Annotated in this window: 15 protein-coding genes; 12 read left to right on the forward strand and 3 right to left on the reverse strand. The window is 68.0% G+C overall.

Features of this window, described 5'->3' with window-relative positions:
• Positions 1 to 40: 40 nt before the first annotated feature.
• From ACFUTU_RS05540 to ACFUTU_RS05560, 5 genes are all read left to right on the forward strand, one after another.
• Positions 41 to 706 carry a hypothetical protein gene (locus ACFUTU_RS05540; RefSeq protein ID WP_377961666.1) on the forward strand — a complete coding sequence of 222 codons (666 nt, stop codon included), beginning with the start codon at positions 41 to 43 and terminating at the stop codon, positions 704 to 706.
• Positions 707 to 790: 84 nt separating this feature from the next.
• Positions 791 to 3,082, forward strand: coding sequence for an NAD-dependent DNA ligase LigA (ligA, locus tag ACFUTU_RS05545; RefSeq protein ID WP_377961743.1), 2,292 nt, complete (start codon positions 791 to 793; stop codon positions 3,080 to 3,082).
• Positions 3,079 to 3,918 carry an inositol monophosphatase family protein gene (locus ACFUTU_RS05550; protein WP_377961668.1) on the forward strand — a complete coding sequence of 280 codons (840 nt, stop codon included), beginning with the start codon at positions 3,079 to 3,081 and terminating at the stop codon, positions 3,916 to 3,918. The genes ligA and ACFUTU_RS05550 overlap by 4 nt, the downstream gene beginning before the upstream one ends.
• A gap of 310 nt (positions 3,919 to 4,228) precedes the next feature.
• The gene (locus tag ACFUTU_RS05555) at positions 4,229 to 4,741 is read left to right on the forward strand and encodes a GNAT family N-acetyltransferase (protein WP_377961671.1); all 513 of its coding nucleotides are present in this window, start codon (positions 4,229 to 4,231) and stop codon (positions 4,739 to 4,741) included.
• 39 nt (positions 4,742 to 4,780) lie between these two features.
• Positions 4,781 to 5,164, forward strand: a complete 384-nt coding sequence (locus ACFUTU_RS05560; RefSeq protein WP_003802026.1) for a RidA family protein — start codon at positions 4,781 to 4,783, stop codon at positions 5,162 to 5,164.
• An 87-nt stretch (positions 5,165 to 5,251) separates the two neighbouring features.
• Here ACFUTU_RS05560 and ACFUTU_RS05565 read toward each other — a convergent pair whose 3' ends face one another.
• Both ACFUTU_RS05565 and ACFUTU_RS05570 read right to left on the reverse strand, forming a co-directional pair.
• The gene (locus tag ACFUTU_RS05565; protein ID WP_377961674.1) at positions 5,252 to 5,914 is read right to left on the reverse strand and encodes a response regulator; all 663 of its coding nucleotides are present in this window, start codon (positions 5,912 to 5,914) and stop codon (positions 5,252 to 5,254) included.
• Positions 5,915 to 5,973: 59 nt separating this feature from the next.
• A complete protein-coding gene (locus ACFUTU_RS05570) occupies positions 5,974 to 7,695 on the reverse strand; it encodes an ATP-binding protein (RefSeq protein WP_377961677.1) in 1,722 nt (573 codons plus the stop codon).
• A gap of 200 nt (positions 7,696 to 7,895) precedes the next feature.
• Between ACFUTU_RS05570 and ACFUTU_RS05575 the strand changes: the two genes are divergently transcribed.
• From ACFUTU_RS05575 to gatB, 4 genes are all read left to right on the forward strand, one after another.
• Entirely contained in the window at positions 7,896 to 9,386 is a 1,491-nt protein-coding gene (locus ACFUTU_RS05575) for a CitMHS family transporter (RefSeq protein ID WP_377961679.1), read from the forward strand.
• Between the two features lie 275 nt (positions 9,387 to 9,661).
• Entirely contained in the window at positions 9,662 to 9,958 is a 297-nt protein-coding gene (gene gatC / locus ACFUTU_RS05580) for an Asp-tRNA(Asn)/Glu-tRNA(Gln) amidotransferase subunit GatC (protein WP_190606833.1), read from the forward strand.
• 3 nt (positions 9,959 to 9,961) lie between these two features.
• Positions 9,962 to 11,536 (forward strand): Asp-tRNA(Asn)/Glu-tRNA(Gln) amidotransferase subunit GatA, encoded by a 1,575-nt coding sequence (gatA, locus tag ACFUTU_RS05585; RefSeq protein WP_377961682.1) that lies wholly within the window; start codon positions 9,962 to 9,964, stop codon positions 11,534 to 11,536.
• Positions 11,536 to 13,041 carry an Asp-tRNA(Asn)/Glu-tRNA(Gln) amidotransferase subunit GatB gene (gene gatB, locus ACFUTU_RS05590; RefSeq protein ID WP_377961685.1) on the forward strand — a complete coding sequence of 502 codons (1,506 nt, stop codon included), beginning with the start codon at positions 11,536 to 11,538 and terminating at the stop codon, positions 13,039 to 13,041. The genes gatA and gatB overlap by 1 nt, the downstream gene beginning before the upstream one ends.
• Positions 13,042 to 13,118: 77 nt before the next feature.
• Here the strand turns inward: gatB and ACFUTU_RS05595 are convergent, their stop codons facing one another.
• Positions 13,119 to 14,027 (reverse strand): LysR family transcriptional regulator, encoded by a 909-nt coding sequence (locus ACFUTU_RS05595; RefSeq protein ID WP_377961688.1) that lies wholly within the window; start codon positions 14,025 to 14,027, stop codon positions 13,119 to 13,121.
• 131 nt (positions 14,028 to 14,158) lie between these two features.
• Here ACFUTU_RS05595 and tdh point away from each other — a divergent pair, with 131 nt between their 5' ends.
• The 3 genes from tdh (at position 14,159) to ACFUTU_RS05610 (ending at position 17,659) form a co-directional block, all read left to right on the forward strand.
• The gene (tdh, locus tag ACFUTU_RS05600; RefSeq protein WP_377961690.1) at positions 14,159 to 15,205 is read left to right on the forward strand and encodes an L-threonine 3-dehydrogenase; all 1,047 of its coding nucleotides are present in this window, start codon (positions 14,159 to 14,161) and stop codon (positions 15,203 to 15,205) included.
• A gap of 95 nt (positions 15,206 to 15,300) precedes the next feature.
• Positions 15,301 to 16,497: a glycine C-acetyltransferase gene (locus tag ACFUTU_RS05605; RefSeq protein ID WP_377961693.1), complete on the forward strand. Its 1,197-nt coding sequence runs from the start codon at positions 15,301 to 15,303 to the stop codon at positions 16,495 to 16,497.
• A gap of 43 nt (positions 16,498 to 16,540) precedes the next feature.
• Positions 16,541 to 17,659: an NAD(P)/FAD-dependent oxidoreductase gene (locus ACFUTU_RS05610; RefSeq protein WP_377961696.1), complete on the forward strand. Its 1,119-nt coding sequence runs from the start codon at positions 16,541 to 16,543 to the stop codon at positions 17,657 to 17,659.
• The last annotated feature ends 2 nt before the right edge of the window (positions 17,660 to 17,661 follow it).

Below are 17,661 nucleotides of genomic sequence, written 5' to 3' on the forward strand. Positions count from 1 at the left end.
CCCAGCGCGGGCGTGTCTTGCGCGGATGCAAAGGTACTTCATGATAAGAATCACCCGCCTCCGGGGCGCGCTGCTGCCCGGACTCGCCGCCGCCACGCTGGCTTTCGCGGCGGTGTCCGGCGCCGCCGGTGCGGCTCTGGCCGCCTGCGTGCCGGAGCAGCAGTGCTCCGAGTCACCGCTGCCCAGCACCCCGCCGTCGGCCGTGTCCCCGGCTCCGACGACGACGGCGGCACCGGTTCCGGCGCCAGCCCCGGCGCCGGTGGAAAAGGAGACGGCCCCGGCGCCTGCCCCGGCCCCTGAACAGCCAGCCCCGGTACAGCCCGCGCCGGCGGCACCGGCTACGTCCCGCGTTGCTCCGGCACCGTCACGGCCGGCCCCGGCAGCTTCCCTCACACCCGCGGACGCCCCGATGTTCAATGGCGGCGTGGCCCCCGAACCGGTCGTAGTGGCAACACCCCCGCCGGCCCCCGTCACCTCCGCCGCCTCAAGCCCGGGCCCGACGTCGTCCACAACGACGTCCGGGTCCAGCTGGACCAAGCCGATCGCGACGACGGCAGCCACCCCCGCTGCCGTCGTATCCGTGGAGAAAACTTCCGGCATGGGCGTCTTCGGCCTGTTCGCCGTCATGGGCGGTGTCCTGCTGGTGGGCCTGGGCGGCCTGGCCTTCGCGCTGTGGACCCGGAACCGCATGTCAGGCCACTGGTAGGCCCCGCCGCCCCGGCAAATTGTCCGATGTGTAAGGCAAGATAGGTCTGTGAGCACATCATCAGGCCCCACAGATAACGCAGCCATGGACACCGGCGCAGAAGCCAGCGCAGCAGCGGGAACCAGCGCGGCCACCGACCAGCTTGAACCGGAAGCCGTTCCGTCCGGGTCCGTGCGGGATGAGTACGAGAACCTGGCGGACCTCGTCCGGAAGTACCGTTTCGCGTACTACCAGGAGGACGAGCCCCTCGTCTCCGACGCCGAGTTCGATGCCCTCTTTCGCCGGCTGGAGGAACTCGAGGCGCTGCATCCGGAGCTTGTATCCAATGATTCACCCACCCAGGAGGTCGGCGGGGAAGTCTCGGCGGCGTTTGCCGCCGTCGAGCACCTCCAGCGCATGTACAGCCTGGAGGACGTGTTCTCCATCGACGAACTGCAGGCCTGGATCGCGAAAGCCGAAGCCGGTGTCGCCAAGTCCGGTAATCCGCAGGCCGCGTGGCTGACCGAACTCAAAATCGACGGCCTCGCCGTGAACCTGCTGTACCGGGACGGAAAGCTGGTCCGTGCCGCCACCCGCGGTGACGGCACCACAGGCGAGGACATCACCCACAATGTGCTCACCATCAAGGAGATCCCGCAGCAGCTCAGCGGCAGCGGCTTTCCCGCCGAGATGGAAATCCGCGGCGAGGTGTTTATCCCGTCCAAGGCGTTCGCCGAATTTAACGAGGCCCTGATCGAGGCAGGCAAGGCGCCCTTGGCCAACCCCCGGAACGCCGCCGCCGGCTCACTCCGCCAGAAGGACCCTGCCGAAACCGCAAAGCGCCCGCTCCGGATGTTCGTCCACGGCATCGGTGCCCGCGAAGGCCTCGAGGCCGCCAGCCAGTCCGAAACCTACCGCCTCCTGGCCGAGTGGGGCCTGCCGGTCAGCCCCTACTTTGAGGTCCTCGGCAGCCCGGCCGAGGTGCTGGAATTCATCGAAAAGTACGGGGACAAACGGCACAGCCTGCTCCACGAGATCGACGGCATCGTGGTGAAGATCGACGACTTCGCCACCCAGCGTGCCCTGGGCTACACCACGCGTGTCCCGCGCTGGGCCGTCGCCTACAAGTACCCGCCGGAGGAAGTGCACACCAAGCTCCTGGACATCGCCGTGAATGTCGGGCGCACCGGCAGGGTCACGCCGTTCGGGATCATGGAACCGGTCAAGGTCGCGGGTTCCACCGTGGGAATGGCCACCCTGCACAACCAGGACGTGGTCAAGGCCAAGGGCGTCAAGATCGGCGACATTGTGGTGCTCCGGAAAGCCGGCGATGTCATCCCCGAGATCGTTGGGCCGGTGCTGGCGCTCCGGGACCAGCAGGACCCGCCCGTGCGCGACTTCGTCATGCCTACTGAATGCCCGTCCTGCGGAACGCCGCTGGCTCCCGGGAAGGAAGGGGACGTGGACATCCGCTGCCCCAACGCCAAATCCTGCCCGTCCCAGCTCCGCGAGCGGGTGTTCCATGTTGCCGGCCGCGGAGCGTTCGACATTGAGGCCCTCGGCTGGGAGGCCGCGATCGCGCTGACCCAGCCGGCGGAGCCTGAGGTCCCGCCGCTGCTCAGCGAGGCGGCCCTGTTCGACCTGACGCCGGAGGACCTTGAACCGGTGAAGATCAGGCGCGAGAAGCGGTCCAAGGGGGTGCCCACCGGCGAGTTCGAGCTCGTGCCGTACTTCTACAGCAAGGGAACGGCCAAGACGCCCTCCAAGCCGACGGCCACCACCGGGAAACTGTTCAAAGAACTCGAAAAGGCCAAGGCCCAGCCGCTGTGGCGTGTCCTGGTGGCGCTGTCCATCCGGCACGTCGGACCGCGGGCATCACGCGCCCTGGCCAACCACTTCGGCACCATGGACGCCATCCGGCAGGCTTCCGAGGAAGAGCTCGCGGGTGTGGACGGCGTCGGCCCCACCATCGCCGCGGCACTCAAGGAGTGGTTCGCCGAGGACTGGCACGTGGAGATCATCGACCGCTGGGCTGCCGCCGGGGTCCGGATGAAGGATGAACGGGACGAATCCACGCCGCGCACCCTCGAGGGGCTGACCGTGGTGGTCACGGGAACCCTGGAGGGCTTCAGCCGCGACGAAGCCAAGGAAGCCATCCTGATCCGGGGCGGCAAGGCCTCGGGGTCAGTGTCGAAGAAAACCGACTACCTTGTGGCCGGGGACAACGCGGGCACCAAGCTGGACAAGGCCGAGCAGCTGGGCGTCCCTGTGCTGGACGAGGACGGGTTCCGCGAGCTGCTGGCCAACGGCCCGGCGCCTGCCGGGGAAGATACCGACGCGGAGGCAGACGATCCCGAGGCAACTGCCGTGCCGCGCGACCAGGAGGATTCCGAATGACGCAGCAACTGACCGATCCGCAGGAACTCGACGGACTCCTCGCGGTGGCCAAGGCCGCCGCGGCCGCCGGTGCCGGTGTTCTCGCCGAACGCAGCAACGGCGCCCTGGACACAGGGACGGTGACCAACAAGGGCGAAGCCGGCGACTGGGTCACCGCCTTCGATGTAGCCGCCGAGGAAGCGGTGCGCACGGCCATCCGCAGCGCCCGCCCGGGCGACGCGATCACCGGCGAGGAACACGGGACCACCCGGCCAGAGACGCCGACCGGGCTCCGCTGGTCCATCGACCCGCTCGACGGCACCACCAACTTCATCCGCGACATCGTCTACTACGCCACCTCCGTGGCTGTTGCCGATTCCGACGGCGTGTGGCTGGCCGGCGTCGTGCACGCACCCGCGCTGGGCCGCGTGTACTACGCGTCAAGGGGGCAGGGCGCCTGGCTGGAGCAGGACGGAAAGCGGGTCCAGCTCACCGGTCCGGTTCCAGGCCGCACCGGCCAGATCCTGTCCACCGGCTTCAGCTATGACCCGCAGGTGCGGGCGGAGCAGTTCGCTGCGCTGGGAAGCTTCGTGGACGGCTTTGCCGACGTGCGGCGGCTCGGCTCTGCGGCTTTGGATCTCTGCATGGTTGCCGACGGAACTGTCGATGCCTTCGGCGAGCGGGGCCTGAACGAGCACGACTTCGCCGCGGGTGCACTGGTGGCAGAGGAAGCGGGCTGCTGGGTGCGGCGTCCGCGGCTCACCAGCCCGCTCGACGGCGGTCCCTCCGCCGAGGAACGGCTGTCCGCCTGGACCTGCGCCGGCACGCTGGAGATGTCCGGCAAGTTCCCGCTCTAGACGGCGTTTCCGCGCCCGGGCCGGTTGGGGCCCGGGCCCCGTCCGGCCCGTCAGCGGCGGTCACGGGCGCGGCCGGCCTCGATGTGGTTGGCAAGCCCCCAGAAGAAGTGCTCGAATCCGGCCGGCCCGCATGATCTCGATCCTGCGGGCCGGCACCTTGCCCGCGTTCCACATGGTGTGGAGTTCGTTCCGGGGCTTTTCCACACCGAAAATACGAAAGCGGGCCGCAACGTCCCCGGGCTGTGATAGATCAGTCACGGAAACAGCTGTTTCGCGAGGTGCATCCCCCGGCCGGCACTACCATTGATGGGTGCAGCCGCAGATCACCGTCCGTCCCGCCGTTCCCGCCGACTATGCGGACATCGCCCGCATCACCCGGGACGCCTATCTGGCAGCCGGCTACTTCGAGGACGCTGAGCATCCGTACATGAGGCAGATCCAGGACGTCAACACCCGCGCGGGCCGCGCCACCGTGTGGGTCGCCGAGCGTGCCGGCCGGATCGTCGGCTCGGTGACCCTGGCGCTCGCGGGCGAGCCGTATGCCGATATCGCACTGCAGGACGAGCTGGAGTTCCGCATGCTGGTGGTGGACCCGGCGGTGCAGCGCAGCGGTGCCGGCAAGGCGATGGTGGAGGAGATCATTGCCCACGCCAGGTCCCTGGACGGCATCCGTGCCGTGGCGCTGACAACAGGCGGCGACTGGGAGAGCGCCCACGGCCTGTACCGGAAGACGGGCTTCCGCCGGGTTCCCGAACGCGACTGGTATGTGCCCGGAACCGACATAAAGCTGTTGGTTTTCAGGCTGGACGTCCGCCCCGCCTAGAGTGGAGCCGACTTTAATCCCTTTAGTGAAAGGCGCAGCATGCGCAAGACATTCGGCACCGGCTCGGTCTGGGAACAGAAGCTCGGCTACTCCCGCGCGGTCCAGGTGGACAACACGCTCTACATCTCCGCCACCTCCGCCAGCGGCGAAAACGGCATCGTCGGCAGCGACTTCTACGAGCAGACCCGCTTCATCCTGCAGAAGCTGGAGACCGTCCTGGCCGACGCCGGATTCGCGCTGGCCGACGTCGTGCAGTCGAAGCTGTACCTTACGGACATCAGCAAGTGGGAGGACGCCGGGCGCGCGCACGGCGAGGTCTTCGGTGAGATCCGCCCCACGCTGTCGCTGGTCCACGTGCTGCCGTTCCTCGACCCGGAAATGCTCGTCGAAATCGAGCTCGTCGCCCAGAAGAGCGCCAGCTAGCACCTCCCACCACGCGCGAACTGGCAGCAGACGACCTCAAATTCCCTTTTTGAGGGCGTTAGCTGCCAGTTCGCGCTTGTCCGGGGGCTATTGCGTCGGGAGGCCGTAGCGGTGTTCGGGGCGGCCGGTGGTGCCGTAGCGGAGCTGGATCTCGACGGCGCCGTCATCCGCGAGCGAGGACAGGTACCGCTGGGCGGTGGCCCGGGACACGCCGACCCGCCCGGCGACGTCGGCCGCCGAGTACTGCTCGCCGGGAACCAGTGACTCCAGCACCGCTGCCTCAGTTGCCGAGCGGGGTTTGGCCGACGGCGAGACGTCACCCGGGATGAGCGCCCGCTTTGCCCGCTCGACCGTTTCCTGGTCCAGGGCACCGTGCTGGCCGAGGATCCGCCGGTACCGCGCATAGGAGCGCAATTGCTGCGAGAGTGACTCCGCCGTGAACGGCTTCAGCAGGTACCCGAGGGCGCCGCGCCGGAACGCGGTCCGCAGCGACGCCGCGTCTGACGCCGCGCTGAGGATCATCGTGTCCACGTCCAGCTGGTGCAGCAGGTCCAGGCCGGAGGCGTCCGGCAGGTACACGTCCAGCAGCACCAGGTCCGGGCGGAGGCTGTGGATGGACTGCAGCGCAAGTGACGCCGAGCCCGCCGGCGGCAGCGCCAGGAACCCCGCCACCGAATCCACATACGTCGCGTGGAGCTTGGCGACGTGGAAGTCGTCATCCACGATCAGCACCCTGAAATCCTCAGACATCCTCGTCCTTCCGTCCGGTCTTCATCAGCTTTCCGTGATCCATCAGTCTTTGCAGGCCATCAGTCTTTGCGCGCCGTGGTGGTGCCCGGCAGGGTGGCCATGAACACAGCGCCGGGACCACCCTTGTTTCCCGCTTCAAGGACAGTCACGTCGCCGCCGCGCCGCCGCGCCAGCTGCCGCGCCAGGGCGAGGCCCAGCCCCTGGCCGCCGCCGGCCCGCCCCTGCCCGCGGTGGCCGGTCGCCGTCGTAAACCCTTCGGCGAACACCGCCTCCGGATTGCCGCCGTCCGGCAATCCATCGCCGGAATCGGCGACGACGACGTGCAGGGTGCCGCCGCCGTCGGCCAGCTCATCCAGCAGCTCAAGCTCAACCCAGCGATCGGCGGCCGTGCCGGCCACCGCCGCGTTCACCGCATTGTCGATGAGGTTGCCGAGAACCGTGGTGACATCCTGCGGTTCCGTCACCTGGCCGCGCACCAGGGTTTCCGGCCCGATCCGCAACGATACCCCCCGTTCGTCGGCTTCCACGCCCTTCGCGCCGATGAAGGCCTGCAGGTAAGGGTCCTGCAGCAATTCGGCCTGGTCCACGGGGAACTTCAGCGGGCCCGTGGCGGCGAGCCGTTCAAGGTATGCGCGCGCCTGCTGGTGCTGGCCGATGCTCATGAAGCCGGCGATGGTGTGCAGTTGGTTGGCGAACTCGTGCCGCTGTGCGCGCAGCGCGGTGGACATGGTTCCCACGGCGTCGAGCTGCCGGGTCAGGTGCTGCAGTTCGGTGCGGTCACGGAGCATGACCACCCAGCCCAGGTCCTCGCTCCGGTGCAGCGCCTTGCGGGCGCTTGCCACCAGGACCTGCTCCCCGGCCACCAGTTCAACAGCCTCACCTTCGCGGGCATCGGGCAGGGTCAGGGCGAGGAGCTGGGCGGGCACCGCGGCGTCCTGCCAGAGCTGGCCGGAGAGGTCGGGCTGGCCCAGGAGCCGCTGGGCCGCGGCGTTAAACACGCTGATCCGGCCGTCTGCGGAGATGCCGATGACGCCCTCGTCCACGCCTTCCAGGACCGCCACCTGGTCGTGCACGAGTGCTCCGATTTCCTCCGGTTCCAGCCCGAGCGTGAGCCGCTGCAGCCTGCGCCGGAGCAGGAATGAGGCCAGGACGCCCGCGGCCAGGGAACCGGCCGCGGTCAGGACGATCGGCACGATGTCCCGGGCCAGGCTCTGCCCGATGGACTCGGTGGAATAGCCGACGCTCACCTCGCCCACGACGGAGCCGGAACCCGCACCCGGGCCCGTGCCCGCACCCGAGGCGCCGGGGGCGAACACCGGAACCTTGGCTCCCGCGGAGGGGCCCAGCGTACCGGTGTTGCGGGTGGTCACCTCATGCCCCGCCAGCGCCTCGGACGGGTCTGTGCTGACCCGCTCACCCAGCCGGTCGGCGTCGGGATGGGCCAGGCGCAGGCCGGTCTCATCGGTGATCACAACGAACAGGGCGCCGGTGCGGGCCCGGGCGCCCTCCGCCACGGCCATCAGAGGCCCGGCTTTCAGTACCGCGGGCGGGGGAGTGCCGGCCTGCCGGCTGATCGCCTGCACGTTGGCACGGACCGACGGGTCCGACGCGACGGTCCGGGCGAGGGTCAGCGCCTGGTTTTCCGCCTCGCGTCCCAACCGCTCGAAGGTCAGCCATGCGTGCACCGCGCCGCTGAGGAGCACAACGAGGAGCACCACGCCCAGCTGCAGGAGCAGTGTCTGGGTGGAGAACCTGAGCGGAAGCCTGCCGGCGGGGCTCATGATGGCACTCCTTTGTGGATTGACGGGCTGCGGGGCGGGTCCGGGCTGGCAGCAGGGCGTTTGAGCAGAATGCGCAAAATGCTCCCAATAAGCAGTATGCCAATCAATTGAGCCAAAGGCACTGCCGTGATCAGGGCCACTCTAACCTCTGTAGTACGCATCACACCGGGGTGGTGCTGTTCACTAAGAAGGAGCCGGCTGTGCTGGTATTACTTGGATTCGCCATGATCGCGGTTTTCATGGTGCTGATCATGACGAAGAAGTTGACGCCAGTGCTGGCGCTGATCATCGTCCCCACCGTATTCGGTCTGTTCGCAGGCGCCGGCCTCGGCATCGGCGACATGGTCATGGACTCGATGAAGTCGATGACCTCCACCGCCGCGCTGCTGATGTTCGCCATCATCTACTTCGGCCTGATGATCGACGTCGGGCTGTTCGATCCGCTGGTCCGGTTCATCCTGCGCAAGCTCGGCAATGACCCGGCCAAGGTTGTGCTGGGCACCGCGCTCCTGGCCGCTGCGGTGTCCCTCGACGGCGACGGTTCCACCACCTTCATCCTCACCACCGCCGCCATGCTGCCGATCTACCTCCGCCTGAAGATGAGCCCCGTGGTCCTCACCTGCGTGGCCGGCCTGGCCAACGGCACCATGAACATCGTGCCGTGGGGCGGCCCCACTGCCCGCGCCGCCAGTGCCCTGAAGATCGATGTCAACGAGGTCTTCGTTCCCATGATCCCGTCCCTGGTCGCCGGCCTCGCCGTCGTCCTCGTCTTCGCCTGGATCCTCGGCCTGCAGGAACGCAACCGCCTCCGCGCTACCCAGCCGGAGATCTGGGGAACGCCGGAAACGGCTGAAGGGTTCGACGGCGGAGCTGCCGCCGGCCGCGCCGGCTCCACCGGCCGCGGTGGTTCGGGCCGGCGTGGTTCGGGTGACGGTTCCGCACCTGTTCCCGCAACGGGAGGCCCCGCCGTCGGCGGTTCATCGATTGCCGTGCTGGAACGCACCGAAACCCTGGTGGACGATGCCGACACCGCCATGGCGGACACCGCCCTCGACCCCAACCGCAAGACCCTGCGCCCCAAGCTGCAGTGGTTCAATCTGGCCCTCACCGTCGCCGTCATGGGCATGCTCGTCGCCGACCTCGTGCCCCTGCCGTACGTCTTCATGGTGGGTTCCGCCATCGCCCTGCTGGTGAACTTCCCGCACGTCAAGGACCAGGGCGCCCAGCTCATTGCCCACGCGCCGTCGATCGTCGCCGTCGTCAGCATGGTCATGGCCGCCGCAGTCCTCACCGGCGTCCTGAAGGGCACCGGCATGGTTGAGGCCATGTCCGCCTGGCTGGTGCAGATCATCCCGTCCAGCATGGGTCCGCTCATGGCAGTCATCACCGGTGTCCTCAGCATCCCGATGACGTTCTTCATGAGCAACGACGCCTTCTACTTCGGCGTGCTGCCCGTCCTGAGCGAAACGGCTGCCCATTACGGCATCAGCGCCGCCGAGATGGCACGTGCCTCCATCACCGGCCAGCCGTTCCACATGCAAAGCCCGCTGGTTCCCGCCATCCTCCTCCTGGTCTCCCTCGCCAAGGTGGACCTGGGCGACCACCACAAAAAGGTCCTGTGGCGCAGCGCCGTCGTCTCCCTGGTCATGCTGGCAGTAGGAATGCTGACAGGAGCAATCGGCATCCACTAAGGACTCGCCACCCGAAGGCCCGGACAAAAAACAAAAAGGAAAGCAGAGTGCGGAATGATCCCCGCACTCTGCTTCTTCTTTGCGTGGGGGATGCACAAGGTGAGACTGGCACATCGGGGCCGAAGCGGGCATCCGGAAGTGTGCGTCAAAGCGAGGTACGAGCAGCACACGGAGGATGTCCGGTTCGGCGCCGGAAGGCAACCACAGTGCGGAGAGACAGGGCAACGTCACAGTAGACTAGTTCGGAAAACCAATCCGAACTTGCAGGGAGATCCATGGCTGCGATCAACCGTGACGACGTCGCGCACCTAGCGCGGCTCGCGCACATTGAGATGAGTGCTGAAGAGCTGGACAGGATGGCCGGCGAACTTGCCGTCATCGTAGACGCGGTAAAGTCCGTGAGCGAGGCCGCAGGGGACGGCGTTCCGGCCACTTCGCACCCGATTCCGTTGAGCAACGTGTTCCGCGAGGACGTGGTGGGGCACACCTTCACCGCCGAGCAGGCACTCTCCGGCGCTCCGGACTCGGACGCAGACCGCTTCAAGGTCCCGGCAATCCTGGATGAGGACTAGAACATGACTGAAACCAACAGCACGGAACTCATCCGGCTCTCCGCAGCCCAGCTGGCCGCCAAGCTCGCGGCCCGCGAAGTCACTGCCGTCGAGGTCGTCCAGGCACACCTTGACCGCATCGCCGCCGTCGACGGGGGAGAGCGCGGCGTCAACGCGTTCCTGCACGTCAACGCCGAGGAAGCACTTGCCGTCGCCGCCGAGGTGGACGCCATCCGCGCCGCCGGCGGGCAGGCCGCCGAGGAGCTGCACGAGCTCGCCGGCGTTCCGATCGCCGTCAAGGACCTCATCGTCACGATCGGCCAGCCCACCACGGCCGGTTCCAAAATCCTCGAAGGCTGGCACAGCCCGTACGACGCCACCGTCGTCAAGAAGCTGCGCGCCGCCAAGATGCCGATCCTGGGCAAGACCAACCTGGACGAGTTCGCCATGGGCTCCTCCACCGAGCACTCCGCCTTCGGACCCACCCGCAACCCGTGGGACCTGGACCGCATCCCCGGCGGTTCGGGCGGCGGGTCGGCAGCCGCCGTCGCCGCCTTCGAAGCTCCGCTGGCTCTGGGCACGGACACCGGCGGATCCATCCGCCAGCCAGGAGCCGTCACCGGCACCGTGGGCGTCAAGCCCACCTACGGCGGCGTGTCCCGCTACGGCGCCATCGCCATGGCATCCTCGCTGGACCAGATCGGCCCCGTCTCCCGTACTGTCCTGGATTCCGCCCTCCTGCAGCAGGTCATCGGCGGCCACGACCCGCACGACTCCACCTCGCTGCCGGACCCGCTGGGCGACCTCGTGGCCGCGGCCCGGCTCGGCAACGTGGAGGGCATGAAGATCGGCATCATCAAGGAGCTCCACGGCGAGGGCTACCAGGCCGGCGTCGAGAACCGCTTCAACGAATCCCTTGAGCTGCTCAAGGAAGCGGGCGCGGAAATCGTTGAGGTGTCCTGCCCCAACTTCCAGTACGCGCTGGGCGCCTACTACCTGATCATGCCGTCCGAGGCCTCCTCCAACCTGGCCAAGTTCGACGGCGTCCGGTACGGCCTGCGGGTCCTGCCCGAAGAGCCGCCGATGACCATCGAGCGCGTCATGGGCGCCACCCGCGCCGCCGGGTTCGGTGACGAGGTGAAGCGCCGCATCATCCTGGGCACGTACGCGCTGTCCGCCGGCTACTATGACGCCTATTACGGTTCCGCGCAGAAGGTCCGCACGCTCATCCAGCGCGACTTCGACGCCGCGTTCGCCCAGGCCGACGTCCTGATTTCCCCCACGGCGCCCACCACGGCGTTCAAGCTGGGCGAGAAGCTCGACGACCCGCTGGCGATGTACCTGAACGACGTCGCCACCATCCCCGCCAACATGGCCGGTGTCCCCGGGCTGTCGCTGCCCGGCGGCCTGGCCGACGAGGACGGACTGCCAGTCGGCATCCAGCTGCTGGCCCCGGCCCGCGAGGATGCCCGGCTCTACCGCGTGGGTGCCGTCCTGGAATCCCTGCTGGAAGCGAAGTGGGGCGGTCCGCTGCTGGACAAGGCGCCCGACCTCGCCGCAACTGTTGGCGCCGTCCCGAGCCACGGAGGTTCACACTGATGTCTGACGCGATTCTGAGCTTTGAAGAAGCCATGGAGAAGTACGACCCCGTCCTGGGGTTCGAGGTCCACGTTGAACTCAACACGAAGACCAAGATGTTCTCCTCGGCGCCCAACGTGTTCGGCGACGAGCCCAACACGAACGTCAACGAGGTGGACCTGGGCATGCCCGGCGTCCTGCCGGTGGTGAACAAGACCGCGGTGGAGTCATCCATCAAGATCGGCCTGGCGCTGAACTGCAAGATCGCCGAATCCTGCCGCTTCGCCCGGAAGAACTACTTCTACCCGGACACCCCGAAGAACTTCCAGACGTCCCAGTACGACGAGCCGATCGCCTATGACGGCTACCTGGACATCGAACTCGAGGACGGCACCGTGTTCCGGGTCGAGATCGAGCGCGCCCACATGGAGGAGGACGCCGGCAAGCTGACCCACCTGGGCGGTTCCGCCGGACGCATCCAGGGCGCCGAATACTCGCTCGTGGACTACAACCGTGCCGGCGTCCCGCTCGTGGAGATCGTCACCAAGCCGATCGAGGGTGCCGGTTCCCGCGCCCCCGAGCTCGCCAAGGCCTACGTCGCCGCCGTGCGGGAAATCGTGAAGAACCTTGGCGTCTCGGACGCCCGGATGGAGCGCGGCAACGTCCGCTGCGACGCCAACGTCTCGCTGCGCCCGCACGGCCGCGAACGCTTCGGCATCCGCTCCGAGACGAAGAACGTGAACTCGCTGCGCGCCGTCGAACACGCCGTCCGCTACGAGATCCAGCGCCACGCCGCCGTCCTGGAGTCCGGCGAGCCGGTCATCCAGGAAACCCGCCACTGGCACGAGGACACGCGCACGACGACGTCGGGCCGGGAAAAGTCCGACGCCGACGATTACCGCTACTTCCCGGAGCCGGACCTGGTTCCCGTGGTTCCCTCCCGGGAATGGGTGGAAGAGCTCCGCGCCACCCTGCCTGAGCCGCCGGCTGAACGCCGCAAGCGGCTCAAGCAGGACTGGGGCTACTCGGACCTGGAGTTCCGTGACGTCGTCAATGCCGGCGTGCTGGACGAGATCGAGGAAACCATCGCCGCCGGCGCCACGGCCTCCGTGGCCCGCAAGTGGTGGATGGGCGAGATCGTGGGCCGCGCCAAGAACGCCGACGTCGACCCCGGCCAGCTGGGCATCGAGCCCGCCACCATCGTTGAGCTGAGCAGGATGGTGGAAGCCGGCAAGATCAACAACAAGATGGCCTCCGCGGTGCTGGACGGCGTGCTCGCCGGTGAAGGCACCCCGGCCGAGGTGGTCGAGAAGCGCGGCCTGGCCGTGGTGTCCGACGACGGCCCGCTCCTTGAAGCCATCGATGCTGCCCTGGCCGCCCAGCCGGACGTCGCGGACAAGATCCGCGGCGGCAAGGTGCAGGCCATCGGCGCCATCGTCGGCGGCGTCATGAAGGCCACCCGCGGCCAGGCCGACGCCGGCCGCGTGCGCGAGCTGATCCTGGAGAAGCTCGGCGTCACCGTCTAGCGGTTTTTAACCCAACTGGGTCGCAGTTAATGTCGTTTTGAGGGTTCATAACGGCAACAACTGCGACCCAGTTGGGTTTAACTGTGGCTGAGCCGGGCCATGATGTCCTGCAGCGCCTCGCACACCACCTGGACCGACGCGCGCTTGAGGTTTTCCGGCCGCGCCAGGATGTCGATCCGCCGCCGCGTGCTGATGCCCCGCAGCGGCCGCAGCACGATGTCCGCGTTAAGCACGGGCTGTGCCGTGTGCCGCGGCAGCAGGCCGATCACGCTGCCGGAGGCCACCAGGGCCGCCACCGTTGAGTAGTCATTGATCCGGTGCACGATGTTCAGCTCCCGGCTGGATACCGCGGCGACGGCGGACAGCACGTCGGCGGGGGAGTAGCCGGCGCGGCTGGTCACCCACGGTTCGCCCACGACGTCGGACGCCGTCAGGGCCGCCTGGGCGGCCAGGCGGTGCCCGGCCGGTAGCGCAACATCCAGCGGCTCGTGGGCCAGCGGTATCACCGCCACCCGTTCCTCCGGCCACTTGGGGCTGTGGTCCATCCGGTGCGCCAGGACGAGGTCGTACCGTGCCGTCAGCGCGGGAAAATCCTGCTGCGCCACGTCCTCGTCGGAAAGCAGCACCTTCGGCTTGTCCGGCCCGTCCAGCAGCCTGGCCAGCGGCGCAAACAGCGCCTGCCCCGCACTGTGGAAGCCGCTGACCGTGACCGGTGCCACCGTGGATCCGTGGTACGCGCCGATCGCCATCCGCGCGTCGGCCATGGCGCTTACGACGGCGGCCCCCGCGTCGGCGAGCACCTGTCCGGCTTCGGTGAGGACCAGGTTCCGGCCCTCCTTGCGGGTCAGCGGCACCTCAACGCTTTTCTGCAGCTGGGCGAGCTGCTGGGACACCGCCGAGGGGGTGACGAGGAGGGTGTCGGCTACGGCCTTGACACTCCCGAGCGCGCCAAGCTCCCGCAGCATTTCGAGCTGGTGGATCTCCATGCGCCCATCCTATTCCTTAGTGTTCCCTTAATCGTCGATTGAGAAAAATCCCCTTGTGCTAACGGGTCGATGGTGGCTCTAATGAAGGAAGACTCCCCGCATGCCACCGCATGCCGAACGTAAGGAAGCCAATGAAGGCCCTCTACAAGGCCGGCGCACACGCCGGGTTTGAACTGACAGACCGCCCAGAACCCGAGGCCGGATCCGGCGAGGTCAAGATCCGCGTGCTCACCACCGGCATCTGCGGCACCGACCTGCACATCCAGTCCTGGGACGCCTGGGCGCAGGGCATAATCGAGACTCCGCTGATCCCCGGCCACGAGTTCTACGGCGAGGTTGTGGCCACCGGCGAGGACGTGCGGTACGTCAAGGTGGGCGACCGCGTTTCCGGCGAGGGTCACATCGTCTGCGGCATCTGCCGCAACTGCCGCGCCGGCCGCCGCCAGATGTGCATCCACACCGTCAGCGTCGGGGTGCAGCGGGACGGTGCGTTCGCGGAATACGTGGTCATCCCGGAGACGAACGTCTGGGTGCACCAGGACCCGTCCGTCACGCCGGAGCTCGGCGCCATCTTCGATCCCTTCGGCAATGCCGTGCACACAGCCCTGAGCTTCCCGCTCGTGGGCGAGGACGTGCTCATCACCGGCGCCGGGCCGATCGGCCTCATGGCCATCGCCGTGGCCCGGCACGCAGGCGCGCGCAAGATCGCCATCACCGACGTCTCGGCGCCCCGGCTGGAGCTTGCCCGGCAGCTCGGCGTCGACCTCGCCATCGACGTCTCCAAAACGCGGGTCCGGGAAGCGCAGCAGGCGCTGGGCATGCGCGAAGGGTTCGACATCGGACTCGAGATATCCGGCCATCCGACGGCGCTGCCGGAGATGATCGACAACATGAACCACGGCGGGCGCATCGCCATGCTGGGGCTGCCCAGCCAGTCCATCGACATCGACTGGGGGAAGGTGGTCACGCACATGCTGACCCTCAAGGGCATCTACGGCCGCGAGATGTACGAGACGTGGTACGCCATGAGCGCCATGCTCTCCTCCAACCCGGCGCTGCACGCCAGCATCTCCGCCGTCGTCACCGACGTGCTGCCGGCCGCCCAGTGGGAGAAGGGCTTCGAAATCGCGAAGGCTGGCGTCGGCGGCAAAGTGGTGCTCGACTGGTCGGAAATCTGACCCGCAACACCCCGGCCGGAGCGATCCGGCCGCCCGATCCGCGGCCGCCGCGCCCTTAGACCCTTACGAACAGTCCCCAGCCGAGGAGAACCGCCATGTACTCAGCCATCAAGAACCAGCTCCGCGCCGAGCTGGACGACATCCGCACCGCAGGCCTCTATAAGACCGAGCGGCATATCGACTCCGCCCAGGCCAGCCACATCACCGCCGGGCAGATCGGCGAGGCCGGCTCGCCCGTCCTGAACTTCTGCGCCAACAACTACCTGGGCCTGGCCGACCACCCGGACATCATCGCGGCGGCCAAGTCCGCCATGGACGAGCGCGGCTTCGGCATGGCCAGTGTCCGGTTCATCTGCGGCACCCAGGACCTGCACCTCGAACTCGAAGCGAGGGTCTCCAGGTTCCTGGGCACCGAGGACACCATCCTGTTTTCAAGCTGCTTCGACGCCAACGGCGGTGTGTTCGAATCGCTCTTCGGGCCGGAGGATGCCATCATCTCCGATGCGCTGAACCACGCCTCGATCATCGACGGCATCCGGCTCTGCAAGGCGCAGCGGTTCCGCTACGCCAACCAGGACATGGCGGACCTGGAGGCGAAGCTCGTGGAGGCGAAAGATGCCCGGCGGAAGATCATCGTCACCGACGGCGTCTTCTCCATGGACGGCTACCTGGCTCCGCTGGAAGCCATCTGCGACCTCGCCGAAAAGCACGACGCCCTGGTCATGGTGGACGACTCACACGCCGTCGGATTCATGGGCCCCACGGGAGCGGGAACTCCGGAGCACGCCGGCGTTTCCGGCCGTGTGGACATCTACACGGGCACCTTCGGCAAGGCGCTGGGCGGTGCCTCGGGCGGCTATGTCTCCGGCCGCGGCGAGGTGATTGCGATGCTCCGGCAGAAGGCGCGCCCCTACCTGTTCTCCAACTCCCTCGCACCGGCCATCGTGGCGGCCACCATCAAGGCCCTCGAGCTCGTGCAGAACTCCGGTGAGCTGCGGGCCGCGCTGTTCCGGAACGCGGAGCTGTTCCGCCGCCGGATGACGGAGGAAGGCTTCGAGCTGCTCGACGGCGAACACGCGATCGTGCCGGTCATGTTCGGCGACGCCGTCCTGGCCGCGAAGGTGGCCGACCAGATGCTTCAGCACGGCGTCTACGTGACGGCCTTCAGCTTCCCCGTGGTGCCGCGCGGTGCCGCCCGCATCCGGGTCCAGCTGTCCGCCGCGCACAGCGCCGACGACGTCGAAACCTGTGTCCAGGCGTTCGTCAAGAGCCGGAACGCGGTGACTGCGTAGGCTCTGCGCTTGAAAAGCCCGGCGATCTGTAAAGATTGAGCCCATGGCATCAACCTATGACGTGGTCATTGCGGGCGGCGGGATTGCCGGGCTGTCCCTCGCCGCCGCGCTGGCCGGCAAATGCTCCGTGGCCCTCGTGGAGGCGGAGCAGCAGCTCGCCTACCACACGTCGTCGCGCTCCGCCCGGCAGCTCATCCCCAGCTATGGTCCGCCGGTGGTCAGGGAACTCACCGTCCGCACCCTTGAGCTGATCGCCGCAGACGACGCCGGACGGTCCCGGCCCGTGCTTTCCCCGCGGAGTTTCATGCTCATCGGGGACGAGGAAACGGTGCGGGCCGAGGCGAGCGGCGAGATGCGCCTGATCAGCCACGACGAAGCGCTCGGCCTGTGCCCGGTCCTGAAACCGGAGGCCTTCTCCGCCGCCGGCCTGGACACCGGGTCCTTCGGCTGCGATGCTCCGGAGCTGCTGGAAAGGCACCGGGCGCGCGCCGAGGCTGCCGGCGTGGACATCGTCACCGGCGCCCGTGTCCATTCCGCCCAGCGGCTCGGGTCCGGCTGGGAAATCGGGGCAGGGCAGGAAGGCTTCTCGGCCGGAGTGCTGGTCAACGCGGCCGGTGCCTGGGCGGACGAGCTCGCGGTGCTCAGCGGCGTCGAGAAGATCGGCCTGCAGCCGTACCGCCGCACGGCGGCGATTGCCGGCGTCGACCACCCGCTGCCGGATGGCAGCCCCATGGTGACTGCCGCCGACGATTCCTTCTACTTCCGCCGGGAAGGCAGCGACGTGCTGATCTCGCCGTCGGAACACGTCCCCAGCGCTGCCGAGGACGCACGTCCCCGCCCCGGGGATGTCGAGCGCCTCATCGCCAGGCTCAATTCCCTGACGACGCTGGGGATCGGAACCGTCCGTACCGCGTGGACCGGGCTGCGCACCGAAGCGGCCGACGGCGTCCCGGTGGTGGGCTTCGACGCCGAGGCCCGCGGGTTCTTCTGGCTGGCCGGCCAGGGCGGCTACGGGTTCCAGACGTCCTCGGGCATCGCGGAACTCGCCGCCGCCCTGATCCTGGCGGGAGCCGAAGCCGGGACCGGAGGCGACACAGGCGCCGGTCCGGTATCCCGGACGGCGGATGCGCTGGCTGCCACGCGCTGGTCCATCCGGCGCTGAAG

The sequence above is a fragment of the Arthrobacter sp. NPDC057388 genome (genome assembly GCF_042668165.1).
GTDB lineage: Bacteria > Actinomycetota > Actinomycetes > Actinomycetales > Micrococcaceae > Arthrobacter.